23 protein-coding genes are annotated in these 24795 nt (G+C 49.2%); 16 read left to right on the plus strand and 7 right to left on the minus strand.

Annotation, left to right across the window (positions count from 1 at the left end):
* Positions 1-7 precede the first annotated feature (7 nt).
* Both AC3G3F_RS01450 and AC3G3F_RS01455 read right to left on the minus strand, forming a co-directional pair.
* Positions 8-1378, minus strand: a complete 1371-nt coding sequence (locus AC3G3F_RS01450) for an NAD-dependent succinate-semialdehyde dehydrogenase (protein ID WP_023179947.1) — start codon at positions 1376-1378, stop codon at positions 8-10.
* A 180-nt stretch (positions 1379-1558) separates the two neighbouring features.
* Positions 1559-2524, minus strand: a complete 966-nt coding sequence (locus AC3G3F_RS01455) for an Rpn family recombination-promoting nuclease/putative transposase (protein ID WP_063390077.1) — start codon at positions 2522-2524, stop codon at positions 1559-1561.
* A 479-nt stretch (positions 2525-3003) separates the two neighbouring features.
* Between AC3G3F_RS01455 and mdtM the strand changes: the two genes are divergently transcribed.
* The 7 genes from mdtM (at position 3004) to hypT (ending at position 11059) form a co-directional block, all read left to right on the plus strand.
* Positions 3004-4245 (plus strand): multidrug efflux MFS transporter MdtM, encoded by a 1242-nt coding sequence (gene mdtM, locus AC3G3F_RS01460; RefSeq protein ID WP_023247546.1) that lies wholly within the window; start codon positions 3004-3006, stop codon positions 4243-4245.
* 86 nt (positions 4246-4331) lie between these two features.
* Positions 4332-5603 carry a DUF445 domain-containing protein gene (locus AC3G3F_RS01465; protein ID WP_023247547.1) on the plus strand — a complete coding sequence of 424 codons (1272 nt, stop codon included), beginning with the start codon at positions 4332-4334 and terminating at the stop codon, positions 5601-5603.
* A gap of 219 nt (positions 5604-5822) precedes the next feature.
* Positions 5823-7007, plus strand: coding sequence for an MFS transporter (locus AC3G3F_RS01470; protein WP_023247548.1), 1185 nt, complete (start codon positions 5823-5825; stop codon positions 7005-7007).
* 708 nt (positions 7008-7715) lie between these two features.
* Entirely contained in the window at positions 7716-8387 is a 672-nt protein-coding gene (locus AC3G3F_RS01475; RefSeq protein WP_023247549.1) for a nucleoside recognition domain-containing protein, read from the plus strand.
* Complete coding sequence (locus AC3G3F_RS01480) at positions 8384-8845, plus strand: YjiG family protein (protein ID WP_053507640.1); 462 nt, start codon at positions 8384-8386, stop codon at positions 8843-8845. The genes AC3G3F_RS01475 and AC3G3F_RS01480 overlap by 4 nt, the downstream gene beginning before the upstream one ends.
* A 14-nt stretch (positions 8846-8859) precedes the next feature.
* Positions 8860-10032, plus strand: a complete 1173-nt coding sequence (gene iadA / locus AC3G3F_RS01485; RefSeq protein WP_053507641.1) for a beta-aspartyl-peptidase — start codon at positions 8860-8862, stop codon at positions 10030-10032.
* 118 nt (positions 10033-10150) lie between these two features.
* Positions 10151-11059: a hypochlorite stress DNA-binding transcriptional regulator HypT gene (gene hypT / locus AC3G3F_RS01490; protein ID WP_053529533.1), complete on the plus strand. Its 909-nt coding sequence runs from the start codon at positions 10151-10153 to the stop codon at positions 11057-11059.
* A 4-nt stretch (positions 11060-11063) separates the two neighbouring features.
* Here the strand turns inward: hypT and cuyB are convergent, their stop codons facing one another.
* On the minus strand, positions 11064-11798 hold the full coding sequence (gene cuyB / locus AC3G3F_RS01495; RefSeq protein ID WP_023247552.1) for a cysteate racemase: 735 nt from the start codon (positions 11796-11798) through the stop codon (positions 11064-11066).
* Positions 11799-12038: 240 nt separating this feature from the next.
* Complete coding sequence (locus AC3G3F_RS01500) at positions 12039-12569, minus strand: Hcp family type VI secretion system effector (RefSeq protein WP_072158623.1); 531 nt, start codon at positions 12567-12569, stop codon at positions 12039-12041.
* A gap of 717 nt (positions 12570-13286) precedes the next feature.
* Between AC3G3F_RS01500 and trpS the strand changes: the two genes are divergently transcribed.
* On the plus strand, positions 13287-14300 hold the full coding sequence (gene trpS, locus AC3G3F_RS01505; protein WP_023247555.1) for a tryptophan--tRNA ligase: 1014 nt from the start codon (positions 13287-13289) through the stop codon (positions 14298-14300).
* Here the strand turns inward: trpS and uxuR are convergent, their stop codons facing one another.
* On the minus strand, positions 14301-15074 hold the full coding sequence (gene uxuR / locus AC3G3F_RS01510; RefSeq protein ID WP_023247556.1) for a Uxu operon transcriptional regulator: 774 nt from the start codon (positions 15072-15074) through the stop codon (positions 14301-14303).
* Positions 15075-15426: 352 nt separating this feature from the next.
* Between uxuR and AC3G3F_RS01515 the strand changes: the two genes are divergently transcribed.
* On the plus strand, positions 15427-16092 hold the full coding sequence (locus AC3G3F_RS01515) for a dienelactone hydrolase family protein (protein WP_053507642.1): 666 nt from the start codon (positions 15427-15429) through the stop codon (positions 16090-16092).
* 16 nt (positions 16093-16108) lie between these two features.
* Here the strand turns inward: AC3G3F_RS01515 and AC3G3F_RS01520 are convergent, their stop codons facing one another.
* Together AC3G3F_RS01520 and AC3G3F_RS01525 are read right to left on the minus strand one after the other, a co-directional pair.
* A complete protein-coding gene (locus AC3G3F_RS01520) occupies positions 16109-16570 on the minus strand; it encodes a DUF302 domain-containing protein (RefSeq protein WP_023247559.1) in 462 nt (153 codons plus the stop codon).
* Positions 16571-16774: 204 nt separating this feature from the next.
* On the minus strand, positions 16775-17686 hold the full coding sequence (locus AC3G3F_RS01525; RefSeq protein ID WP_053507643.1) for an STM4504/CBY_0614 family protein: 912 nt from the start codon (positions 17684-17686) through the stop codon (positions 16775-16777).
* A gap of 1028 nt (positions 17687-18714) precedes the next feature.
* On the opposite strand from AC3G3F_RS01525, the gene AC3G3F_RS01530 reads away from it, so the two are divergent.
* The 7 genes from AC3G3F_RS01530 (at position 18715) to AC3G3F_RS01560 (ending at position 24787) form a co-directional block, all read left to right on the plus strand.
* The gene (locus tag AC3G3F_RS01530; RefSeq protein WP_053529537.1) at positions 18715-19503 is read left to right on the plus strand and encodes a DeoR family transcriptional regulator; all 789 of its coding nucleotides are present in this window, start codon (positions 18715-18717) and stop codon (positions 19501-19503) included.
* Positions 19504-19615: 112 nt separating this feature from the next.
* The gene (locus tag AC3G3F_RS01535; protein ID WP_023247562.1) at positions 19616-20089 is read left to right on the plus strand and encodes a PTS sugar transporter subunit IIB; all 474 of its coding nucleotides are present in this window, start codon (positions 19616-19618) and stop codon (positions 20087-20089) included.
* Between the two features lie 16 nt (positions 20090-20105).
* Entirely contained in the window at positions 20106-20879 is a 774-nt protein-coding gene (agaW, locus tag AC3G3F_RS01540; RefSeq protein WP_024149626.1) for a PTS N-acetylgalactosamine transporter subunit IIC, read from the plus strand.
* On the plus strand, positions 20869-21735 hold the full coding sequence (locus tag AC3G3F_RS01545; RefSeq protein WP_023247564.1) for a PTS system mannose/fructose/sorbose family transporter subunit IID: 867 nt from the start codon (positions 20869-20871) through the stop codon (positions 21733-21735). Before agaW ends, AC3G3F_RS01545 begins: the two co-directional genes overlap by 11 nt.
* A 9-nt stretch (positions 21736-21744) precedes the next feature.
* Positions 21745-22182, plus strand: coding sequence for a PTS galactosamine/N-acetylgalactosamine transporter subunit IIA (gene agaF, locus AC3G3F_RS01550; RefSeq protein WP_012291315.1), 438 nt, complete (start codon positions 21745-21747; stop codon positions 22180-22182).
* Between the two features lie 79 nt (positions 22183-22261).
* A complete protein-coding gene (locus AC3G3F_RS01555) occupies positions 22262-23296 on the plus strand; it encodes a glycoside hydrolase family 88/105 protein (protein ID WP_488394295.1) in 1035 nt (344 codons plus the stop codon).
* Positions 23297-23329: 33 nt separating this feature from the next.
* Positions 23330-24787, plus strand: coding sequence for a DUF2264 domain-containing protein (locus AC3G3F_RS01560; protein ID WP_088734415.1), 1458 nt, complete (start codon positions 23330-23332; stop codon positions 24785-24787).
* Positions 24788-24795: the final 8 nt, after the last annotated feature.

Consider the following 24795-nt stretch of genomic DNA (forward strand, 5'->3'; position numbering starts at 1 on the left):
ACAGGGATTAGCGGCGCACCACTACCAGCTTCTGGTTCACAAACTCCTTAATCCCCAGATCCGATAGCTCGCGTCCGAAGCCCGAACGCTTAACGCCACCGAACGGCAGCTCCGCTGCGGTGTCGGTCAGCCAGTTGATATAAACCATCCCGGTCTCAATCCGGGAGGCCATGCGCTTAGCGCGTTCGATATCCTGACTAAACACCGCGCCGCCCAGGCCGTAGTGGGAATCGTTGGCGAGTTTTACCGCCTCGTCATCGTCTTTCACCACATAAATCTGCGCCACCGGGCCGAAGAATTCTTCAAAGTACGCCGGGTTGTCACGGGTAATGTGGGTCAGAATGGTCGGCTCAAAGAAGTTGCCTTTACTTTCCAGCGGCTTGCCGCCAACGTGCAGCGTCGCGCCATTTTTCACCGCTTCCTCGACCTGTCTGGTCAATGTTTCCAGCGCATCTTTCGACGACAGCGGCCCCAGTTCGGTAGAAGCGTCCATCTGATCGCCCACCTTGACTTTGCTGAACGCCTCGGTGAACTGGCTGAGGAATTGATCGGCGATTTTCTCATGCAGGATAAAGCGCTTCGCCGCCGTACATACCTGCCCCGCATTAGTGAGCCGTGCCTGCACGCCAATTTTCACCGCTTTCTCAAGATCGGCATCGTCCAGCACGACGAACACATCGTTCCCGCCCAGTTCCAGTGTCGATTTTTTAATGTGCTTCGCCGCCTGTGCCGCCACGGCGCTCCCCGCTTTTTCAGATCCGGTCAGCGCCGCGCCCTGCACGCGCGGGTCGGCGATGATGTTCGCCACCTGATCGGAGGAAATAAACAGGTTGGTCCATGCGCCGTCCGGCGCGCCAGCTTCGCGCACCAGATGGGCAAACGTCTCGGCGCAGTGCGGTACGATGCTGGCATGTTTCGCCAGCACCGGGTTACCAGCGGCCAGGTTCGGCGCCAGCACACGCATCAACTGATAGTACGGGAAGTTCCACGGCTCAACGGCCATGATGACGCCAATCGGATGATGTTCTACCCACGCGTCGCCAAACTCGGTTTTATAAGGCACCGGGGCAAGAAACTGCTTCGCGTTATCCGCATAATAGCGAGCGATCTGCGCGCACAGTTTGACTTCGCCACGGCTCTGCTCGATGAGCTTGCCCATCTCCTGGCTGGCGATTTTAGCCAGTTCTTCAACACGGCTGTCGATCAAGTCAGCCAGCTTATGCAGTACCGGCAGACGTTGGTCAATCTCTCCTTTGGACCAGTCGGAGTGGTAGAGCGCGTCAGCTTTTTGCAGCGCGGCTTCAATATCCGCGTCAGTGTGCGGGTGGTACTCTTTAATGAGCTGATTATTGGCAGGATTCACTGTCTGGTAAGCCATATCACATGTCTCCTTGTTATCGTCATTAAGGCAGCCGTAAATGCCGCTCAGAACAATAAGGGTAGTAGAGATGGCTGGTGCTATCGGTAAAGTTCGGTATATTCGTGCGGTTATCAGCGATAATTATAGAGAGCGTTGCCCGGCGCTCACCGGGCCTGCAATATTCAGACTGGAACCGCGTTAATGGCTAACATCCTGAAGCTCTTCATCCGTAAGGCCGGTGAACCGCTGGACAGTCTCGTGGTCAAGTCCGTCCGCCAGCATCTGTCTGGCGATACGCAATGCGGCAACGTGCTGACCTTTTTCCAGCCCTTTTTCTAATCCTTCTGCTAATCCTTCCTCCAGACCGAGCTGTCTTCCTTGCCGTTCCCCTTTTCTGCGATCCGCTGCGCGGATCCTCTCTATCAGCGTCATCAGTCTCTCCTTAGTGTGCGGGACATGCCCTACCACATCACGAATAAACGTGGTGAAACGAGGCGTGTGTCCGTGCTGAATCATAAGATAATTAAACAGCGCTTTAAGTTGCCTGTCATTAGCGCAACCAGTAACTAACAGCGCAGCAATCCGTTCAACCAGTCCCAGCAGGTCGCGCTGGCGGATATGTTTTTGGATGAGCTCCAGCAGCGCAATGCGGCGGTGCTGCATAATGTCATCATCCGATACCACCGTAATGTCGACCAGCGGAAAGGCAGCGGCATAGAGTCTTCTTGCCACTTCCGGGTTCGCAAACTCATCCAGCCAGCACAGCGAAAAAGGATACGGGCTATCAACACCGTGATAAAACAACATCGGCACCACCAGCGGAAGATGCTTATGCCCCGCATCCAGATGCTGCTGCATCGCCGCCATCGCATACCGCATCAGCCGGAACGCCATATGCGCATCCGGCGTGCTCTGATGTTCAATCACGACGTAGATATAACCGTCGCCCTCGCGCGTTTTCAGCGACCAAAGCACATCGGAATAATAGGCTCGCAGATTTTTTTCAATAAAACTGCCAGGCTCCAGCTTTAGCGTCCGCAGGTCGCAAAGCTGGCGTAACGACACCGGCAGATGAATCTCCATAAAATCGCGGGCGGTTTCCGGATGGCGCAAAAAGGTTTTAAACACCGCATCATGCGGTGTTGAGGTCGTCGATTTTTTCATGGCGCTCCGTCACCCCAAACCAGAATGCTGCGACTCTACCTCCTGAAAATGCCTTTCTCATCCGTACCTTTTCAGCATTACGAGGCGCGACGAAAGATAAATTCTGTTATCTGTAATGCACATGCATTTTCGGAACTGAACACGCAAAACGCCAGCCTGCGCGCCCTTCCTTTATCTTTATTAACCAGGCAAACTCTTTTGATTAACATCAAAATTTAATTACACTTAATGTGTATATTTTCCGTGCAACGTAAATTTCCCGAGGTGTGATGTGCTGATTGTTATCTGTAATCGCCACACGTTCTGACGAGATTCAGAACGCGTCTCTTCCTGTCTGTGTTTTCACCGGCAGCGTTTTTGATTACATGAAATTCAGTACATCCGCAGCCGCTGTTTCCATCGCCTGCCTGACGTCACGATGACGGTATTGAGTTTCGCTGTTCCCATCATGGGGTTCTCCGACATGGAGCGCATTTTTTATGCAACGGATTCTTCAGTTTTTCTCACAACGTGCCACAACGTTATTTTTCCCGATGGCGCTGATTTTGTACGATTTTGCCGCCTATCTGACGACGGATCTGATTCAGCCTGGCATAATTAACGTCGTGCGCGATTTTAATGCTGACGTCAGTCTTGCACCGGCCTCGGTAAGTCTCTATCTGGCGGGCGGAATGGCGTTACAATGGCTTCTGGGGCCGCTATCTGACCGGATTGGCCGCCGGCCAGTGCTGCTAGCAGGCGCGTTAATTTTTACTCTCGCCTGCGCGGCAACACTGTTGACGACCTCAATGACGCAGTTTCTGGTTGCCCGTTTTGTGCAGGGCACCAGCATTTGCTTTATCGCAACGGTCGGCTACGTCACGGTACAGGAGGCCTTCGGTCAAACCAAAGCCATTAAGTTGATGGCGATTATTACCTCCATTGTGCTGGTCGCTCCGGTTATCGGCCCGCTCTCCGGCGCCGCGCTGATGCACTTCGTTCACTGGAAGGTGCTGTTCGGTATTATTGCGGTGATGGGACTGCTGGCGTTGTGCGGCCTGCTGCTGGCGATGCCGGAAACGGTCCAACGCGGCGCGGTGCCGTTCAGCGCGGTGAGCGTATTGCGCGATTTTCGTAATGTGTTTCGCAACCCGATTTTTCTCACCGGGGCAGCGACGCTGTCGTTGAGCTACATCCCGATGATGAGCTGGGTGGCGGTGTCGCCGGTGATCCTGATCGATGCCGGTGGGATGAGTACTTCCCAATACGCCTGGGCGCAGGTGCCCGTATTCGGCGCGGTGATCGTGGCCAATATGATCGTTGTGCGCCTGGTGAAAGATCCGACCCGACCGCGTTTTATCTGGCGCGCCGTACCAATCCAGTTAAGCGGGCTGGCGACATTAATCCTCGGTAATCTTCTTCTGCCACACGTCTGGCTTTGGTCTGTGCTGGGCACCAGCCTGTACGCGTTCGGCATTGGAATGATTTTCCCGACGCTGTTCCGCTTCACGCTTTTCTCCAACAACTTGCCAAAAGGTACGGTTTCGGCCTCGCTGAACATGGTGATTCTGACGGTGATGGCGGTGTCGGTCGAAGTCGGTCGCTGGCTGTGGTTTCACGGCGGGAGGCTGCCGTTTCACCTGCTGGCAGCGGTGGCTGGGGTGATTGTGGTCTTCACCCTGGCGACATTATTACAGCGCGTGCGCCAGCATGAGACGGCAGAACTGGCCGCTGAGAAGTAAATACTGTGCCGGATAGAGGCTTATCCGGCACAGGATAATCTGATGTTTTTTGCACGTTCCTGCCGTCTGGCTCTATCCTTAACCCTATGAATAAAATCGCCGAACTCAAACGAGCCAAACGCCTGGCGCTCTCATTGTTGCTGATAGCCGCCGCGACGTTTGTAACCACGCTTTTCCTGCCGCCCAGTTTTTGGGTGCTGGGCGTAAAAGCTATTGCCGAAGCGGCGATGGTTGGCGCGCTGGCGGACTGGTTTGCCGTGGTGGCGCTGTTTCGCCGCATTCCCATTCCGTTTATTTCACGACATACGGCGATTATTCCCCGTAACAAAGACCGAATCGGCGAAAATCTTGGGCAATTTGTGCAGGAGAAGTTCCTTGATACGCAGTCGCTGATCGCACTGATCCGCCGCCATGAACCCGCGCTACTTATCGGAAACTGGTTCAGCCAGCCGGACAACGCCAGCCGGGTCGGGCAGCATCTGCTGCAAATTATGAGCGGCTTTCTGGAACTGACCGATGACGCCCGTATTCAGCGGCTACTCAAGCGAGCGGTACATAAGGCGATTGATAAAGTGGATCTTTCCGGCACCAGCGCCCTGATGCTGGAAAGCATGACCAAAAACGATCGCCACCAGGTGTTGCTCGATACGCTGATCGCCCAGCTTATCGCCCTGTTACAGCGTGACAGCTCCCGGACATTTATCGCCAGGCAGATTGTACGTTGGCTGGAAACCGAGCATCCGTTAAAAGCGAAGATCCTGCCGACCGAGTGGCTGGGAGAACACAGCGCTGAACTGGTCTCCGACGCGGTAAATTCTCTGCTGGATGATATCAGCCACGATCGCGCGCATCAGATTCGTCATGCTTTCGATCGCGCGACGTATAAGCTGATCGATAAACTTAAACATGATCCGGAAATGGCTGCACGGGCAGAAAACATTAAAAGTTACCTGAAGGAAGATGAGGCGTTTAACCGTTATCTCGGCGAGATCTGGGCGGATCTGCGCCAGTGGTTAAAGACAGATATCAACGCCGAAGACTCGAAAGTGAAGCAGCGCATCGCTCATGCCGGACAATGGTTTGGCGAGACGCTGATCGCCGACGATGCGTTACGCGCCTCACTTAACGGTCATCTGGAACAGGCCGCGCACCGGGTCGCGCCGGAATTCGCCGCCTTCCTGACGCGCCACATCAGCGATACCGTAAAAGGCTGGGATGCGCGCGATATGTCGCAGCAGATTGAGCTTAATATCGGTAAAGATTTGCAGTTTATCCGCGTGAACGGCACGCTGGTCGGCGGCGCTATCGGTCTGGTGTTATATTTACTGTCGCAACTACCCACACTGCTCAGTATTTAAAAAGGGAAAGGCGCAGTTCTCGCTCAAATTAACCGCCAAATCCCGCACGCGAGAGGTATTAAGTTAATGCCATTTCCCACCGATACCCCTCTTCTCAATCCGTTATTCGCCTGCGCTTCACTTTCTTTTCTTGCAAATTTAAAACATTAATTTTACTTTTTATTATCATTTGCAACAACAATCCGGCATTCCTGCCTTACTTTAGCAAAGAGAAAAACCATGGTTCATGCTCAGAGCGCTTCACCTCGCCATCCCATTTTTACGGCGCTTTTCGGTATGATGGTATTGACGCTGGGGATGGGAGTTGGCCGCTTTCTTTATACGCCCATGCTGCCGGTAATGCTGGCGGAAAAGCAGCTAACGTTTAACGAACTCTCCTGGATTGCCAGCGCCAATTATGCAGGGTATCTGGCGGGAAGCTTACTGTTTTCCTTTGGCCTTTTTCATCTCCCCTCTCGTCTACGCCCCATGCTGCTGGCTTCGGCGGTCGCCACCGGTATTCTTATTCTGTCTATGGCGATATTTACTCAGCCCGCGGTCGTCATGTTGGTGCGCTTCCTGGCAGGCGTCGCGAGTGCGGGAATGATGATTTTTGGATCAATGATTGTGTTGCATCATACCCGCCATCCGTTTGTTATCGCCGCGCTCTTTTCCGGCGTCGGGGCCGGGATTGCACTGGGCAACGAATATGTCATTGGCGGTTTACGTTATGCGCTTTCGGCCCATTCGCTATGGCTGGGGGCCGGGGCGCTCGCCGGTATATTGCTGTTAATCGTGGCGATGTTGATTCCGCCCCGCGCTCATGCACTGCCGCCTGCGCCCTTAGCAAGAATCGAAAATCAGCCTATGCCCTGGTGGCAACTGGCGCTGTTGTACGGTTTCGCCGGATTCGGCTACATCATCGTTGCTACCTATTTGCCGCTGATGGCGAAAAGCGCGGGCTCTCCGCTGCTCACGGCGCACCTTTGGTCGTTAGTCGGCCTGGCGATCATTCCCGGCTGCTTCGGCTGGCTGTGGGCAGCAAAACATTGGGGCGTCCTGCCATGCCTGACCGCGAATCTGTTGATCCAGAGCGCCTGCGTGCTGCTATCTCTCGCCAGCGACTCGTTGTTGCTGTTAATACTGAGCAGTATTGGTTTTGGCGCCACGTTTATGGGCACAACCTCGCTGGTGATGCCGCTTGCCAGACAGCTCAGCGCGCCGGGTAATATTAATTTGTTAGGCCTGGTTACGCTAACGTATGGCATTGGGCAAATTCTCGGTCCACTAGCCGCCAGCCTGTCAGGCAATGGCGCGTCGGCAATTATCAACGCCACGCTTTGCGGCGCCGCGGCGCTCTTTTTTGCTGCGCTGATCAGCGCCGCGCAGCAGATAAAACAAAAACGGATTGTGATACGTGAATAAGCGGTTTATTAAACTCGCGCTATCAGCAACGGGCTATATCTTTAACGCTATTCGCAGCGCGATACGGTTCTGTTTTTAATAGCAAATCCTCAACACGTTATTTCATGTTAAAGATGGCACTAAAAACCATAATTATTTCATGGTTTTTAGTGCCATCAATTTGAATATTGTTTTATATATCTCATTTTGCACATTTTCACTCATTCTTAAATCATCACTGTCATCAATAAATTACCTGATGAAACTAGTTCGATTATTCGCTTTTTTTATTACCTTCCCGTATGATTTTTGGGGCGCACACTGGCCAATTAGCGGCCATTGACTGGTCGTCCAATATGGCGTCAGGCGTGAAAAATCTGAGTAAAAAGGTAAAATTGCGGTTAAAAAAGCCTATTTTTTAGCAACGATAATTAAGTGACGTAAAATTGACTAACGTCAAATTTATTCTCCTTTTTCCTGCCCCCTGATCTGGCCTGCATCAACATCTGTTTCTTTTGCTTTTTTACCTCGCGTTATACCGTCCACGACTCCCTCGCGCCTACGGCAGTGGCGAGGATGGTGATTTTCTGCGCTGTTATGCAAGAAACGCATAGCACGATACATACTTGCATTTTGCCCTTACCCTCATGACTGATAAGGTCTTTCTGTTTCGGGCTTTTTAGCCTGTGGCAACAACCAACACATCATCAAAAAAATTCGGGGATCGCTATGGCGCAACAAGTGGACGGGGCGGCCATGCCGCTTGATACAGAAAAAGTCGGGATAAAGGGATATCTGGCGTTTTTTCTCACTATCATTTTCTTTTCCGGCGTGTTTTCCGGAAGCGACGGCTGGTGGCGCGTTTTTGATTTTACCGTACTCAACGGGTCATTCGGTCATGTGACCGGTGCGCAGACCTTTCGCGGCGCGGGCGGAACGGGCGCGAAAGACGGCTTCCTTTTTGCGCTGGAACTGGCGCCGTCGGTCATCCTTTCTCTGGGTATCATCGCAATTACGGATGGACTGGGTGGTTTGCGGGCGGCACAGCAACTGATGACGCCCATCCTGAGACCGTTGCTTGGCATTCCCGGCATTTGCTCGCTGGCGCTGATCGCTAACCTGCAAAATACCGACGCGGCGGCGGGTATGACCAAAGAGCTGGCGCAGGAAGGCGAAATCACCGAACGCGATAAAGTGATTTTTGCCGCCTGGCAAACCAGCGGCAGCGCGATTATCACCAACTATTTCTCCTCCGGCGTTGCGGTATTCGCCTTTCTGGGAACGTCAGTCATCATTCCGCTGGTGGTCATTCTGCTATTCAAATTTATCGGCGCAAACCTTTTGCGCATCTGGATTAACATCGAAGAACGCCGTCACCCTGCGCAAGGAGCCCAATCATGACGACTCTGGTACGTAAAAATGTCATGGATATGTTTATCGATGGCGCACGTCGCGGTTTTACCATCGCCACGACCAACCTGTTACCCAATGTGGTCATGGCGTTTGTCATTATTCAGGCGCTGAAAATTACCGGTCTGCTCGACTGGGTAGGCCATATCTGCCAGCCCGTGATGGCGCTGTGGGGGCTTCCTGGCGAAGCGGCTACAGTGCTTCTGGCTTCGCTGATGAGTATGGGCGGCGCCGTTGGCGTGGCTGCCAGTCTGGCTACCGCCGGCGCGCTGAGCGGCCACGATGTTACTGTGCTGCTGCCGGCCATTTACCTGATGGGAAACCCGGTACAGAATGTCGGTCGCTGCCTCGGTACTGCCGAAGTCAACGCTAAATATTACCCGCATATTATCGCAGTCTGCGCCATCAATGCGCTGCTGTCGATCTGGGTCATGCAGCTTATTGTTTGAGTCAAGGAGTTATCATGTCTGATTTATCCGCCGCGGAGTTTACCTTGTTACAGGGGGCGCACCTGTTTGCGCCAGAAGACCGGGGCATCTGCGATGTCCTGCTCGCGAATGGCAAAATTATTGCCGTCGGCGCTGACATCCCCGGCGATATCGTACCGGACTGTACGGTGATTAACCTTAGCGGTCGTATGCTGTGCCCGGGCTTTATCGACCAACACGTTCATCTGATCGGCGGCGGCGGCGAAGCGGGGCCGACGACTCGGACGCCGGAAGTCTCCCTGAGCCGCCTGACAGAAGCCGGGATAACAACGGTTATCGGCCTGCTTGGCACCGATTCCGTCAGCCGCCATCCCACTTCGCTGTTAGCCAAAACGCGAGCGTTAAATGAGGAAGGGATCACCGCCTGGATGCTCACGGGCGCATATCATGTTCCATCGCCAACCATTACCGGCTCGGTAGAAAAAGACGTCGCGCTGATCGATCGCGTCATCGGCGTGAAATGCGCGGTCTCCGACCACCGTTCCGCCGCGCCTGGCGGTAATCAACTCGCCAGCATGGCGGCTGAATCACGCGTTGGCGGCCTGCTGGGCGGCAAACCCGGTGTCAGCGTTTTTCATATGGGCAGCAGCAAAAAAGGGTTACAGCCGCTGTATGACATCCTGGAAAACAGCGACGTGCCGATTGGTAAATTGCTGCCTACCCACGTCAACCGTAGCGAATCTCTTTTTGAGCAGGCGCTGGCGTTCGCGCTTAAAGGCGGCGTGATCGACATAACCACCAGTATTCCGGATCCCGTCGCGCCGGCGGATGGCATTGCCAGAGCGGTAAAAGCTGGCATCCCGCTTTCCCGGGTGACGCTCAGTTCAGACGGCAATGGCAGCCAGCCGCTGTTTGACGCTGCCGGGAATCTGACGGGCATCGGCGTCGCGGGCTTCGAAAGTTTGTTGGAGACGTTGCAGACGCTGGTTAACCACTACGGATTCAGCCTGACCGATGCGCTGCGCCCGCTGACGACCAGCGTAGCCGCCTTCCTCAGTCTGGACGGCAAAGGCGAGATTCGTCCCGGTAACGATGCGGATCTGCTCGTCTTCAGCGCAGATTTACGCATTGAGCAGGTGTATGCGCGCGGCAAACGCATGGTCAATGAGGGGAAAGCCTGCGTGAAAGGTACCTTTGAACCAGCGTAATTCCCGCTAGTTTCAGGCTGCCCCGTCACGGCATTCTGAAAGAGGACGGGATAAGCGGTTGTCAGCCGCCCGAATGGACGTAGAATGCCCCTTCGGGCGACTGACAGGATAACGGTAAATGGATGTAACTGGAGCAGGTTTGCACAATATTGAGACAAAATGGCTCTATGATTTTCTGACGCTGGAAAAGTGCCGTAATTTCTCTCAGGCCGCCATTATCCGCAACGTATCGCAACCGGCCTTTAGCCGCCGTATTCGCGCCCTGGAACATGCCGTGGGCGTTGAACTGTTTAACAGGCAGGTCTCGCCGCTACAGCTTTCCGAACAGGGTAAAATCTTTCATTCCCAGGTTCGCCATCTATTGCAGCAGTTGGAAAGTAATCTGACCGAACTGCGCGGCGGCAGCGATTATACGCTGCGTAAAATCAAGATTGCCGCCGCCCACTCGCTCTCCCTCGGCCTGTTGCCGACCATCGTTAAGCAGATGCCGACGCAGTTTACCTACTCCGTTGAGGCGATAGATGTCGATCAGGCAGTGGATATGTTACGTGAGGGGCAAAGCGATTTTATCTTTTCTTATCACGATGAAAACCTGCAACAAGCGCCGTTTGATAATATCCGCCTGTTTGAGTCGCGACTGTTTCCCGTTTGCGCCAGCAATGGCCGGGGCGAGCCGCGCTATACGCTTGAGCAGCCGCACTTTCCCCTGCTTAATTACAGCCAGAACTCCTATATGGGCCGGCTGATAAATCGTACCCTGACTCGCCATGCTGAACTGAGTTTCAGTACATTTTTCGTCTCTTCAATGAGTGAATTGTTAAAACAAGTTGCGATGGACGGCTGCGGAATCGCCTGGTTGCCCGAGTATGCTATCCGTCAGGAGATTACCGACGGACGCCTGATAGTGCTTGATGCCGATGAACTGGTTATCCCGATTCAGGCTTATGCCTATCGCATGAGTACCCGCATGAGTCAGGTAGCCGAAACATTTTGGCGCGACCTGCGTGGGCTTCAGGCCGCGCTGTAGACAATCAGGCGGTAAGGCGTTGTTCCCCGGCCACACAGGCGCGAGTGTCCGGCCAGGACTCATACCAACGAATCGCCGCGCGCACCAGCGACGCCGTGGAGTCAATCATCGGGCACGCTATCGCACCCTCATGTCCGGCCACAATAAGCGGAATTTCGGTACAGCCCATAATAATTGCCTGAGCGCCACGGGCGATAAGGCTATCGATTTGCGGTAACAACAGCGCTTGCGCCGCAGGTTTATCGCCACGTTTAAGCGCATAAATAGCCTGCATCACCAGCGCCTGCCCCGCTTCTTCTGGCTGAATTAACGTCAGCCCATGCGCCAGAGCTTTCTTTTGATATAACCCGGTCGCCAGCGTCGCATTGGTCGCCAGCAGCCCAACGTGCCGCGCCGATGGCGGAATGTCTTCCAGGGTGGCGTCCAGGATGCTGATCATCCGCGCTTTCGCGACGCTCTGTAAATCATCAAACCAATAATGCGCAGTGTTACACGGGATAACAATACACTCCGCCCCGGCATCTTCCAGCATATGCAGATAACGCTCCAGATAACGGTATGGAGAAGGCCCGCCGGATAACAAACATGCTGTACGATCGGGAATATCAGGAATAGAGCTGACAATGAGCGGGATGTGTTGTTGATCACAACTGGCATGTCGCAGTTCAACAAATTTTTCCAACATATCCGCCGTTGCCGCAGGTCCCATCCCCCCCAGTATCCCAATGGTGTGTTTCATCGCTTTTCCCGCTTATTTACGTCAAGGTCAGAAACACACTATCAACTTGATGTGTATATAAAAAATGCCGTTTTATTAGCGGCTATGCGTAAAAATCATAACGGGTGTAAGAACCACGCGTTATGGCATTTTTAAGCAATCGATTGGCTACATAAGCGCTAAATTACTTTTGCAAGCCGCTAAATACCGTTTCGACATACTGCGGGTCCTCCACTGCGAGTCTGTAAGCCCGTTTTGCCCTCATCGCCATAACTCCTGTCGGTGCAGAGGCAGCCGTGTTTTGCTTTTCGGCGCCAATGCGGGTATATCCCAGCGAATATGGCTATAAAGCAAATCTACAGTCTCCGTGGCGCTGTCTTCGGCGTCGCCATGATTGCTCATGCGTGAGATCCGCACATTGGTAAGCGTATAAATAATAAATGGCAGCATTGCTCCCTTATCACTACGGCATAATGTCAGCACGCCTTCTTTCACCGTTTTCCCGCTACAATAGTGCTCATAGAGGCCAGGCGTAGCAAGATCGACAGGCTTTGTCAGCGTTAATCCTCCAATATATGCTCCTCTCGATTCACCGGGCTCCCGCTTCGCCGGGTTGTGGTTGTAAGCAATAAGTTTTATTTGTTTTTCGAAACCTTTGGTCTGGCTTTCGCCTTCAATACCGTCCAGTTTTAAATAGATGGCGTCCATCCTCCCTCCGTGATTATCAGGCGGCAAAGCAGGCTGACAAGGACAGAACGCCAACAATGAAAGAACGTTCCATTTTCCAGCCATCTCGTTGGTATCCCTATATACCAGGTTAAATGCCCAACGATTTGATATAACTGGATTCTTGCTAAATACCTTCTGCCATAAACAATCCATTTTACAATAACATTACTGACGTAAAATCTATTACGCCTGGCATTCAAACATCGTTCTCTGAATAACCATAGCCGCTATAAGAACCATATCAAAAAAGAAATATCAATATTATTTCTTATTTTTATCCGAGAAATTACTTAATCGCACAGAATCAGAATATAGACAATTCTTATTCCTTTTCACATCAATGGGTTTTTTAGACTTTTGTAATATCAATAACAACCATTCCAATAGAACATATTTAGTATGTGAATATATTTAATGCTTTTATCTCGCGCTGAGTTATCACAGTAATAAATGATTTGCATCAAAAATGCGCTTTTCAGCGCCACGTATTTTTGGGCACCATTGATAAAATCACGTTTCAGATTAAACGACATGTTCTATGGTCAGGCGATATGACTTTGTGCCCGCAAGATACAGCAGCCGCTTTACCCTTACGTTTAGTCGTGGTACGTTAGGTCACATGAACATGAAACGATCCAACGCTACGCAACATCATCTCCGTTGGTGGCTGCCTTCCTGAAGGCGGCACGGATCAGTATTCCTCTTTAAGTAGCCGCCGAAAGGCGGCTACTGTGTTTCGGGACGTCTTTCGGCTTTACAGTAAGCATAAAGGAGTCCTTAATGAACACCCTTCCCACGATTCTGACAGGCGATCGCCCCACCGGCGCGCTGCACCTCGGCCATTATGTCGGTTCACTACGCCAGCGCGTCGCGCTGCAGCAGGATCACCAACAGTATGTCCTGATTGCCGACCTCCAGGGACTCACCGATAACGGCAGTAATCCACAAAAAATCCGCGATAATATCCCGGAAGTATTAGCCGACTATCTGGCCGTCGGTATCGATCCCGCGCTGACGACGATCTGCCTGCAATCCGCTTTACCCGCCCTCGCCGAATTAACGGTGCTGTATATGAATATTGTTACCGTCGCCCGAGTAGAGCGTAATCCCACGGTAAAAAATGAGATTGCCCAGAAAGGCTTTGCCCGTTCTCTGCCGGTCGGGTTTATGGTGTATCCCATTAGCCAGGCGGCAGATATCACCGCTTTTAAGGCCGAGCGGGTACCGGTTGGCGACGATCAGTTGCCAATGATTGAGCAAACGAATGAGATCGTCCATAAGATGAATAATCTTTTCTCCTCGCCGGTATTGCGGCACTGTCAGGCGCTACTGAGCGATACCGGCCGGTTGCCCGGCATTGACGGCAGCGCCAAGATGTCGAAATCGCTCGGCAATACCCTGCTCCTTTCCGCCAGCGAAGAGACCATTCACCGTGCAGTCAGCGCGATGTATACCGATCCCGGGCATTTAAAAATTAGCGATCCGGGAAAAATAGAAGGTAACGTCGTCTTTACGTGGCTGGATGCGTTCTATCCTGATAAAGCTAAAGTCGCGGCGATGAAAGCACATTATCAACAAGGCGGATTAGGCGATCGTGTCTGTAAAAATGAGCTGGAGAGCTGTCTGCAAGAGCTGATCGCGCCAATACGAGAACGGCGGGCAACCTTTATTGCGGATAAGGGAATGCTGTTAGAATTGCTGAAAAAAGGCAGCGAGCGGGCGCATGAAGTCACTCAAAAGACGCTACAGGAAGTGAAGCGTGGACTGGGTCTGCCCACACTATTCCAGGTATGATCAGGCGTCGACTTTGTCCAACGGCCATGACTCAAACAGGTAGCCGTCAAAGTAAATGTCATCGACATTGGAAAACTCCAGCAGACGCTGCTTCACGTTCTCCAGGTGCTGCCACATCGCCAGCTTCGCAGCGCGGGCGTCTTTCTTAATTAACGCCGCGAGGATCTGCTTATGATCTACCAGCCACTCTTTACGGTAAAGCGTATCGCCCAGATGGCTATGAAGCTGGAGCCACATCGGGTTATTTTCACGCCATTGCCAGGACTGGCGGAAGAGCTCTACCAACATGCTGTTATGGGTCGCTTCAGCAATAGCCAGATGAAACTGCATATCGCCGCTTTCTGAGCCGCCCGGCGCGCTGGAGGCCAGCTCTCGCTCTTCCAGTTGTAACGCCTGGCGCATTTTAATGATGTCTTCACGGGTGGCCTGCAGAGCGGCAAATTCAGCGATGTTGCTTTCCAGCAACTGACGCGCCTGCAACAGTTCAAACGGTCCGGCGTCATTACAGTGGTTGACGTCAGCGCCTTCAATCTCGTCATCATCCGCGCTGTCGAGCACGTAAATTCCGGCGCCGCGCCGAACTTCAACCAGACCTTTAATTTCCAGCATGATCAACGCTTCACGCACGACGGTGCGTGTCACGTTGAGCCTCTCAGCGATCTCTCGCTCCGGCGGCAAGCGCTCCCCGGGGCGGTACGGCGTCTGAACAATCAGATCGCGTATCATTGCGCCCACTTCCTGGTAGGGTCTTTGCTGAGAAGTGTTTGATTTCATATTGGTTGTGCCCGTCCGATGCGATTTCCCGGTGTCAGACTATAGCATTTGTAAAGAGGGATAGCACGCTTAGCACACCAAAAACGCGAAACTGGTCAACCAGCAGCACAATAATGTGCCCCATTTTCGGCAGCGAAGCCAGATGAAGGGAAAAATAATAGATAATACACCACTGATGATCCACCTTTAGCCCTGACACCTGGAGATGAACGCTATTATTGGTTTACCAATAATGAATTTATCAACCAAAAATCATTCCATAAAATGTGCTTGTACATTGACAGGAACAAAGCCCCTGAAATAACGTGATCGGCGAAAATCCAGCCCGCCCCCTTTGTATCAAGAACGCGTTATGATAAAAAACACTGTGTTTTTCGCCCCTGGCATATCCGGAGGCAGCAACACCTCCAGCCTGTCGAGCGGCCATCGCCGGGCAGCGATTATTCTGCATGAAATTTATGGTATTAACGATCATATCCAACGCGCAGGCCATGAATGGATGACGCGCGGATTCGACGTCTATACTCCCACGTTGTTTCCTCACAACACCCCCTTTCGCTATGAACAGCAACAAGAGGCTTACCGTCACTTTTCAGAAAATGTCGGTTTTGATCCCGCCATCGTGACCACGTTACTCAACGATCTCAGAGCGCAGTACGAGACGCTGATCGTCATTGGATATAGCGTCGGCGCAACGCTCGCATGGCTAAGTGCGGCCAGTGGGTTATGCGATGGCGTCATTTGCTATTACGGTTCCCGTATACGCCAATACCCCCATCTTACGCCTCTCTGTCCGGCGCTGGTTATTATCGCGCGTTATGAGCCGGCATTTGATCCCCTCGCCATGCGACAGACGCTGGAAAAGTGCCCTCGGGTGCAGTGTAAAATGTACGATGCGCGGCACGGATTCTGTAATGCTGATAGCGCCACCTTCGATGCCGCATTATCTCATCAGGTAATGGACGATGTGACCGTATTTATTCGCGACATCACCCATGCAAACACATTGTCCGATTGAGGCCAGATTTTCAGCTTTAGTGGATACTTTTTTCAACGAGCTGTTCCAGTTTTTTCAAAGCCTGTATGGCTGCGGTATCAAGACCATAACGTTGCAGCGTTTCAGCCGGATGATAACTGACCAACGTTCGCCCATCGGCTTGCTGGCTAATGAGAACCCGAAACGGTAAATCCAGCGCCAGTTCGGGGTGCGTCAGCATGAGAGGCGTTCCGCCTTTAGGATTGCCAAAGACCAGAACCGTTGTCGGCGGCATTTTCAGGTTAACATCCTGTGCCGCTCTGGCATGGTCAAATTCTCCAAATAATACCAGACCGTGATCAGCGACAGCTTGCATTAACCGCGACCGGGTCTGCGGATAGTCATAAGCGCTGTAGGTTTTAACTATAGTTATCACTCCATCCTCCGTTGCAAAGCCAGGCCTTATTAAGGTTAACATCAAGGTTACCGCCAGTAAAAAAGGCTTTAAAATAGTCCTCATTCCTCTCTCTCCCTGACCCAATACCCATGAGTAAATGCGACACAGACGATATACAGGTTAAAAATCAGTCATCGTACTGTACCGCTTATTATTGCACTGAACAGCTCATCACTAAAAAAGCAGACGGCAGGACAAAAAATTCAGACATCTGAACAAGTTTAAATAAAGATGATACATCCTGACTTAGCGACAGTATGGTAATTATTATGTCACCACATCATCTTCTTCAGCCCGCTGGGTAAGAAAAAATATACTCCGCTCAGTAAGATAATAGATACTACAAGCCAACTCTTCAGAGATACGAAGCATCATTACGTAGTGATGATGCGACTTTTCTTGTGCAATTGGCGGAAATATTTCTGACTCCAGCACATTACTTAAAAAATGAAATTTACGCTCATATTCAGCAGATATAACGCCTCTCGTCATCAGATTTGCCATTAGCGTATTTAAACTATCTTGCTCATGATATACGATACCCTTTCTCTCATGAATTCTGATAAGAACTCTTCTGAAGACAGCGTGGCATTCACTTACGACACGGGCAAAATCATTAAGCATCAGACGATTATACGCTTCCATAAGATCGTATTCGACAAAACCATACTCTCCTGGGGAATACAAATAATAACGTATATTTTTAAGACGTTTTATTCTGCGCAACCTTACGATTCTACCATTTTCATATCGATATTTTAAATCATGATCATGAAATATATTATTTAATTCACTAATCGCTTTATCTGGTTCTAACCCAAGCGTGACTTCATAGGTCCGAAGGTAAGTGTCTATATATTTAAAAGCAAGCTCAATTGCATCAATATGTTTTCTTTTATCGTCTGTTTTTAATAACAAATTACTAATTTCATCCAGATATGACGTTGAATGCGCATATAGGGTGAATAAGCCATACTCTTTGCGTAGCGTCTTACATATCCTTCGATAAACTTCGTCAGAATGACTATTATGATAACAGTATAATGTCATATCATAAAAAGAGGAGCAACTCCCTAACGTATTGATAATCAATACAATTATCTGCTCGCGTATTTCTAACGGAATATCTTCATATAACAGGTCGCTATGTCTTAGTGAGTATGGTTTAAAGGTGTGCATACCTCCCCCTGTAACCGCAACAGAACATATCTCTGGATAGCGTCACATTACTCTGTTTCAGCAAGACAGGCGTTAATATCAGCTCAACAGTGGGGCATTTTTTCTGATTTTTTAATTATATTGAGTGATTATTTATATTCAATATAAATGATAATCAAAGTAAAGGGGCTTACGTAATTATGACGTTACGGGTGATGAGGCTGGAGTCTTCATATAGGGTGAGACGTGAGATCCCATTATTCTATCTGCCCTCCCTTCTCAACCACAAAATTATCTCAACAGAAAAAATCAATAAGCAGTTCAACATTCCCTAAACCGATTGAGTGGATATAGCAATACGCTCACCTGACGACAGTACAATCAACGTATCTTCCTGTCTATGAGATCTGTTTTTCCTTTTTCCAGAGATCTGCTCAACCAGCGCCACTATTCTTTTATGCGCTACAGTCTCATCGCGTTTCAGCTCAATGACAACAAAACAACGAGGCGTCGCCCGGTTGCCCAGGTGTGATAAGTCTTTATCATACAAATAGTTATTCAACTTTACATTAACCTAAACTCACCCTTTACCCATTCCCAACGCGGACAGCGGATGTCCGGAATAGCTATAGATCTCTTCTCCCCCCCTTCTGATTTAATTGCCTGATATACCAAGAATAATATCGTTTTACAAAATGTTAGGGAATATGTTGCTACACCAGACGATGATAGCCATCCCTTAGAAAAGTAGCCAAACGGAACCGTCTGAAGTCAAAACAATGAGAACAGTAAGCAGGATAACAGGAGATTTGTCCCCAGTTTGCTCGAGGATAGGATGCCGAGAATAGCCTCTTAGTCATTATCTTTTCATAACTTACTGATTTTTAATATTTAAGTTGTAAATTATGACTAAAGTTAACATTTTTTGTGACATGTTCCACAATTAGTAACGATGGTGGTTTTTAAAACACTGGTTTAGGTTCATATTGTAGACAATGAAAGAGAATGAAAAATGATGAAAGGTTTTAACAGCGTTCAATGGAGAGCTTATGAAAAGCGCGATTGAACGTCGCATGGAAATCGCGAATCTGGTTGGAGTGAGAGGTAAGGTCAGTGTTGGGGATCTTACCGAATATTTTGGAGTATCCGGAGCGACTATCCGTACTGACTTACGTTTCCTGGAGTCAATGGGGCACATTGTCCGCTCTAACGGTTATGTCATTTTAAACAAAGGAGTCATTGCCAACTTTTCAGCGGAATCCCGAAATCGTAAAGAATCTGTAACGGTAGGGCATGAACAGGATGTTGCCATATCGGCAGAAGAGAGTAATAAAGCCCTATCTTATTCAAATGGCGACGGATGGGAGCAGAAGCTGACGGAAATAATAGGCAGCCTGGAACAATCATTGTTCATTGGTGCCGGAGCGTTAACCCGACATTGGGCACAAATTCAAAAATGGGATTCTGGGTTAATACTGACAAATGATATCCAGTTAGTAACCTCTCGGTTATTCCCTACGTCTAAAATGACGGTGATTATGCCTGGAGGCATTGTTAACAGTGAAGAAATGATGTTTGAGGGTGGCAAAACAGAAGAAAATTTAAAAGAATACCGGGTAGAAAATGCAATTATCGAGGTTGATAATTTTGTTCCCGAAGAAGGTTTTTTTGCGGCCCATGAAAATGATGTAAGGTTCTTAAGAACATTACGTACTATTGCGAAAAAACTTATACTTATTGTACGAAATGAGAATCTGTCACAAATCGCCAATTTCTGGATTGGCGATGCAGACTTCGCTGAACACTTTATTTACGCCTCAAAAATAAAGAGTCTCTGATTTTCAGGTAAATACAGTATGGAGTAATATGAATTATTTCATACTGTAGCTATAGCTTTATCATTTAAGACCATCATTGATGGTACGTTATCTTTTGGAGAAAATTTAAGTAATGGCTAATATTGTTCTGGTTAGAATTGATGAACGTCTTTTACATGGACAAATTCGAATCACATGGGGAAAGTATTCTGGTGCAAATACCATTATTGTCGCCAATGATGAAATAGCAGCCAACCCTGTATTACAGGCACCTTTTAAAGGCGCTGCCGGCGGTGAGTATGTAGTACTTTTCAGAACAATCGAGCATTTGATTGGTAGTATCAATAAAGCTGATGAACGCAGACGTATACTCATTCTGTGTAAAACACCAGAAGATGTCGCCAAACTTATTGAGGGAGGAGTCAAGTTTAATGAGGTCAACGTCGGTAATATGCATCATAATGCCGAGCGGAGACAAATTGACAAAAATGTTTCCGTTAGCCCGGCTGATATTCAGGCCTTCAAACGCATTCAGCTAAAAGGCGTTGAATCGATAATACAGCATATGCCAGAAAGCTCACGGAAAAACATTTTCGACTGTATCTGATTAATTTTTAGGAGTCATTATGTATGAGGCTTTTTTGGTCGCCTTATGGGCTGCCCTGTGCGGAATAGATAAGTATGATGTTGCCTTAAACTTTCATCGACCTTTAATTACAGGACCTGTGATTGGTTTTATTTTAGGCGATGTCCAGACAGGATTAATTGCGGGAGCTGCAATGGAATTAGCCTGGTTAGGGCTGGTGCCAAACGCCGGTTCACAACCACCAGATGTTACTATCGGAGCTATTGTCGGAACAGCTTTTGCTATTAAACTGGGTATCACACCTGAAGCGTCGATTGGTATGGCGATTCCGTTTGCTATGGCAATGCAAGCGCTTGTAATTTTCTTATTTACATCATTTTCACCGGTGATGCAGAAATGTGATCGCTATGCTGAGCAGGGAAATGCCTCTGGTATTGATCGCATGCTTTACTTTGGGTTGGCTACCAGAGCCGTGTTATATGGCGTTGTTGCTTTTGCGGCAGTTTACTACGGAACCCAGGCAGCCGATTTTATTATCAGCTATTTACCGGAAAAAGTTATTGCCGGAATGGCTATCGCAGGGAAAATGATGCCAGCCGTGGGCTTTGCCATGTTGTTACGTACGATGTTTAATGTCAAATTACTGCCACATTTTTTCATCGGTTTCATTTTAACAACGTATTTTAAATTACCTATTATTGCTGTCGCGATAGCGTTTCTTTGCGTGGCCATCCTTGATTATTTCCAGTCAGGAAGCGCTACCGGAAAAAATCAGGAAGGAGTATTAGAGGATATTCATGATGATCTCTAAAGCAACCGTAGACACAGATACCACTGAAGAGCTGACTGTATCACCTGATACCGAGTATCAGGATAAAGAAATTAGTTCGGCTATAACAAAAAGAGACCTGTGGAAAGTTGGTTTCCGGGGTCTTTTTATGGAAGGAAATTTCAATTATGAACGTATGCAGGCCGGTGGTTTTTGTTTTAGCATTATCCCGGCGCTGAAAAAGATTCATCGTAATCCACATGATTTCTCACTGGCGCTCAAGAATAACCTTTCATTTTATAATGCGCACCCCAAGCTTTTTACATTTCCACTTGGGCTGGCAATTGCGATGGAAGAGAATAAAGAAAAACCAGAAACAATTAACGCAATCAAAGCAGCGACAATGGGGCCGACAGGAGGGATCGGCGACGCCATTGACCATATGACCATGATGCCTTTGACGTTAGGTATTGGCGCTGCGATCTCTCTGCAAGGTAGCATTGCCGGGCCATTCGTATTTTTTATTTTGTACCAGATTTACCACTTTTTTGTTTATTTCTGGCTGCTCTTTTTTGGCTATAAATCTGGTGTTGCGGCTCTCGGAAAATTATCCGAGCAGGCAGATAAACTGGGACGCGCGGCCAATATCATTGGCCTGGGGGTGCTGGGTTCTATGACTGCCGCCTTTGTTAAAGTATCGACACCATTAGTGGTCACGGCGGGTGCTGCTCATGTGAATGTTCAAACCGACCTTCTGGACAGGATATTGCCAAATGCGCTACCGCTGGCGCTGGTCTGGATCATGTTCTGGCTGGTACAAAAAGGTAAATCGCCCAGTGCGCTGATATTTGGCACGCTAGCTCTTGGTGTCGTGGGACACGTTATTGGTATTTTCTAAGGTAGAAAAATGATTGGGATAATTGTTGTAGGCCATATAAATTTTGCCTCAGGGTTACGTTCTGCCGTTGAAGCTATTGCCGGGGAGCAATCCTGTGTCGAATATATCGATTTTATTCCGGGCATGAGTACAGAACAATTAGAAATACATATCCGACAGGCAGTTGAAAAATGCCAGACAGGAGAAGGCGTTCTGGTATTCACAGACGTTGCTGGAGGTTCCCCTTGTAACCGAGCGACAGCCGTCATGTCTGATTACTCTGATATGCGAGTGATTACTGGCAGTAATTTACCCATGATTGCCAATGCCTGTCTTGAGCGTGATGCTACAAATCTTGATGAACTTGCATCACTCATTGTAGAACTAGGGCATCATTCCATTGGACTGATTGATATCAACAATTTTGTGACCGAAGATAAGCCAAATGATATGAATGATGGTCTCTGACTGAATTTCAATCTCTGGAAAGATTTTAATTATTAATATTCTGCCAGACAAAATCTGGCATCTACAAACGGGTTATTTTATGCAGCATCAATCAATTACGCAATTAATGCGTAAGGTCTATCTCTGGCAAAAAGAACACCAGGTTCGCTGGGTAATCAGGGGCCAGGGACAACGCCGCTATTTAAAATCAACCGACTGGGAACGCGGTGTTTTCTGGAGTTGCGTTGCCGCAGCATGGCGAGAAACGCAGGATGACGTGTACTTAAATGGGCTTGCGGAATATACCCTTAATACGGGTTTTCGGGCTGGACCGCTGGTGAATTTTGCTGACGATCAGGTCTGTCTTCAAAGCTATCTGGAGGTCTATCAAACATTAGGTTGTGATGACGCCATTCAGTACGCGCAAAAAGCGCTTGAGCCAATGCTGACAAGCGAGAAAAAAGGTAGAGAGATCTGGTGGTGGGCCGATGCTTTATTTATGGCGGCACCAACATTAGCTGCATTCGGCGCTCATTCTCAGCAACCCGCTTATTGGGAGCAGATGGATCGCTTCTGGTGGGATGCCGTGGATTTTCTTCACGACCCAGAAACGGGACTTTACTATCGTGACAAGCGATATATGCCTTTACCAGAGGGCGAAGACGTCCGTGAACAGAACGGGCAGAAAGTATTCTGGGCGAGGGGCATCGGCTGGGTCCTGGCGGCAATACCACGGCTCCTGGCCTGGTTACCCCAGAACTTCCCTTCCCGTGAACGCTATCTGGCGCAGTATCTACTGCTAGCTGAACAGGTCGTGAAATACCAGTCTGCGGATGGCTTATGGCGTACTAGCTTACTTGATCCTGAACATTTTCCTGAGCCTGAAAGCAGCGCCAGTGCGTTGTTCTGCTATGCGCTGGCATGGGGAATTAATCATGGCGTGCTGGATGATAAATACCGTCCTGTCGTGCTACGGGCCTGGCAGGGACTGACAGAATGTGTCGACGAACAGGGGAAGTTAGGATGGGTACAACTTCCGGCTTATAACCCCCGAAGAGTGGACGCCAGCCATAACATTGATTATGGCGCAGGTGTCTTTTTGCTTGCCGGGACTGAAATGTTGAATCTGATTTAAACCTATCCGGGAATATGAGGAGTGATGAGAGAAATGATATCACCGACACAACGCCCCTGGTTACCCCATGAGCATCCCGGATGGAAGGATTATACCCTTTTGTTCCTGCAAAAATTAAAGCGTGATGTGTTATTACGTAAACCCTTTATTTCACATAACAGTGAAATGGCTGAGTTGTTTGCGAAAAACCACCTTTCGTTTAAGGAAAAATGCGAACAGATGGCCGTGTATTTTATTGATTCATTTTTCTATTACTCCCGTTTTCAGTTTTGCCGGGCATATTTACCCGGCTGGCCCAGTGAGCAAGGTTCCGAGTCCGATGCGATTGAAGCAACGGCCCGAACCTTACCGCTGATGGCCGCCTGGCTCCATTATCAAATGACAAATCAAGGTAAGTTAGACAGCTATGGAAAATGTGTCCGTCAGGCGCTAAGACAAGCTTTTATTTGTGGAACCGACCCTGAACATCCAGGATATTGGGGAAAAATCAAAGATTATGATCAGCGTATTTGTGAATGCTGCGATATTGCTCTGGCGTTATGGCTGGTACGCAATACCGTCTGGAAAAGCTATAGCGCATCTGAGCAAGAACGTATTCTTTGCTGGCTTCAAGGGGTAAATAACTGTAAAACCGTTGATAACAACTGGCATTTATTTATTGTGTTAACCCAGCAGGTCGTACTGGCGCTTTCCGGTAAAGGAGAAAACAGCGAGCAGCGCTATGCACGGGTGAAAGAGTTCTACGTCGGTGAGGGCTGGTTCCGTGATGGGGCGAATGGAAACTTCGATTACTATAATTCGTGGGCATTTCACTATCTTTTATTTTGGATCGATCGTATAAACCCTGATTTTGATCATCAATTTATTACACAAAGTTGCGCCGAATTTGCCAAAACATTTCGCTATTTCTTTACACCATGCGGATTTCCTTTTTTTGGGAGAAGTATTAGTTATCGGCTTGCAGCACCTGTAGCGCTCATGGCGAATGCCATTCAATCGGGTCGGGCTGATGGGCAATTAAAGCGGATCATTTCTACGCTAACCCATTTCTTCATACTACATGGCGCGGAACAACATGGCGTCATCACCCAGGGATTGTTTCAAGCCGATCGTCGGTTGATGGATGGCTACAGCGGTAGTGGCAGCAGTTTATGGTCACTGCGGACATTAATATTGATGCTTTATTCTGGAACAGAATGTGGCTTGTGGGATATTGATGAGGCACCTCTGGAAATTGAAACTGCATCATTTGATTTTACTATCGACGCCATTTCAGCTCGCGTCACAGGAATTAAAGAAACGCAAGAGGTCATTGTAACATTTGCTCATGATCAGTATCCTGATGCTCCTTTCAAGGATGGCAAATTAATAAAGCAAGGATGGTGGCCAATTGTTCTTGAAAGTGTCTCCGGGCGCTCAACACGTCCTAAAAACAACTTATTACGTAAGGGGGTTACGACTTTTAGTTCCCGATTAAATTTATACCTCTGAGAATATAA

This window comes from Salmonella sp. FC25216 (assembly GCF_057751355.1).

Excerpts from the sequence above, each read along its gene's own strand:
- AC3G3F_RS01450 (WP_023179947.1), bottom strand. The coding sequence starts at position 1,378 with ATGGCTTACCAGACAGTGAATCCTGCCAATAATCAGCTCATTAAAGAG.
- AC3G3F_RS01535 (WP_023247562.1), top strand. The coding sequence starts at position 19,616 with ATGGCTAATATTGTTCTGGTTAGAATTGATGAACGTCTTTTACATGGA.
- AC3G3F_RS01515 (WP_053507642.1), top strand. The coding sequence starts at position 15,427 with ATGATAAAAAACACTGTGTTTTTCGCCCCTGGCATATCCGGAGGCAGC.
- uxuR (WP_023247556.1), bottom strand. The coding sequence starts at position 15,074 with ATGAAATCAAACACTTCTCAGCAAAGACCCTACCAGGAAGTGGGCGCA.
- AC3G3F_RS01520 (WP_023247559.1), bottom strand. The coding sequence starts at position 16,570 with ATGAGGACTATTTTAAAGCCTTTTTTACTGGCGGTAACCTTGATGTTA.
- cuyB (WP_023247552.1), bottom strand. The coding sequence starts at position 11,798 with ATGAAACACACCATTGGGATACTGGGGGGGATGGGACCTGCGGCAACG.
- AC3G3F_RS01545 (WP_023247564.1), top strand. The coding sequence starts at position 20,869 with ATGATCTCTAAAGCAACCGTAGACACAGATACCACTGAAGAGCTGACT.
- AC3G3F_RS01555 (WP_488394295.1), top strand. The coding sequence starts at position 22,262 with ATGCAGCATCAATCAATTACGCAATTAATGCGTAAGGTCTATCTCTGG.
- AC3G3F_RS01465 (WP_023247547.1), top strand. The coding sequence starts at position 4,332 with ATGAATAAAATCGCCGAACTCAAACGAGCCAAACGCCTGGCGCTCTCA.
- AC3G3F_RS01560 (WP_088734415.1), top strand. The coding sequence starts at position 23,330 with ATGATATCACCGACACAACGCCCCTGGTTACCCCATGAGCATCCCGGA.
- iadA (WP_053507641.1), top strand. The coding sequence starts at position 8,860 with ATGTCTGATTTATCCGCCGCGGAGTTTACCTTGTTACAGGGGGCGCAC.
- trpS (WP_023247555.1), top strand. The coding sequence starts at position 13,287 with ATGAACACCCTTCCCACGATTCTGACAGGCGATCGCCCCACCGGCGCG.
- agaF (WP_012291315.1), top strand. The coding sequence starts at position 21,745 with ATGATTGGGATAATTGTTGTAGGCCATATAAATTTTGCCTCAGGGTTA.
- AC3G3F_RS01530 (WP_053529537.1), top strand. The coding sequence starts at position 18,715 with ATGAAAAGCGCGATTGAACGTCGCATGGAAATCGCGAATCTGGTTGGA.
- AC3G3F_RS01455 (WP_063390077.1), bottom strand. The coding sequence starts at position 2,524 with ATGAAAAAATCGACGACCTCAACACCGCATGATGCGGTGTTTAAAACC.
- AC3G3F_RS01470 (WP_023247548.1), top strand. The coding sequence starts at position 5,823 with ATGGTTCATGCTCAGAGCGCTTCACCTCGCCATCCCATTTTTACGGCG.
- mdtM (WP_023247546.1), top strand. The coding sequence starts at position 3,004 with ATGCAACGGATTCTTCAGTTTTTCTCACAACGTGCCACAACGTTATTT.
- hypT (WP_053529533.1), top strand. The coding sequence starts at position 10,151 with ATGGATGTAACTGGAGCAGGTTTGCACAATATTGAGACAAAATGGCTC.
- AC3G3F_RS01525 (WP_053507643.1), bottom strand. The coding sequence starts at position 17,686 with ATGCACACCTTTAAACCATACTCACTAAGACATAGCGACCTGTTATAT.
- AC3G3F_RS01475 (WP_023247549.1), top strand. The coding sequence starts at position 7,716 with ATGGCGCAACAAGTGGACGGGGCGGCCATGCCGCTTGATACAGAAAAA.
- AC3G3F_RS01480 (WP_053507640.1), top strand. The coding sequence starts at position 8,384 with ATGACGACTCTGGTACGTAAAAATGTCATGGATATGTTTATCGATGGC.
- AC3G3F_RS01500 (WP_072158623.1), bottom strand. The coding sequence starts at position 12,569 with ATGGCTGGAAAATGGAACGTTCTTTCATTGTTGGCGTTCTGTCCTTGT.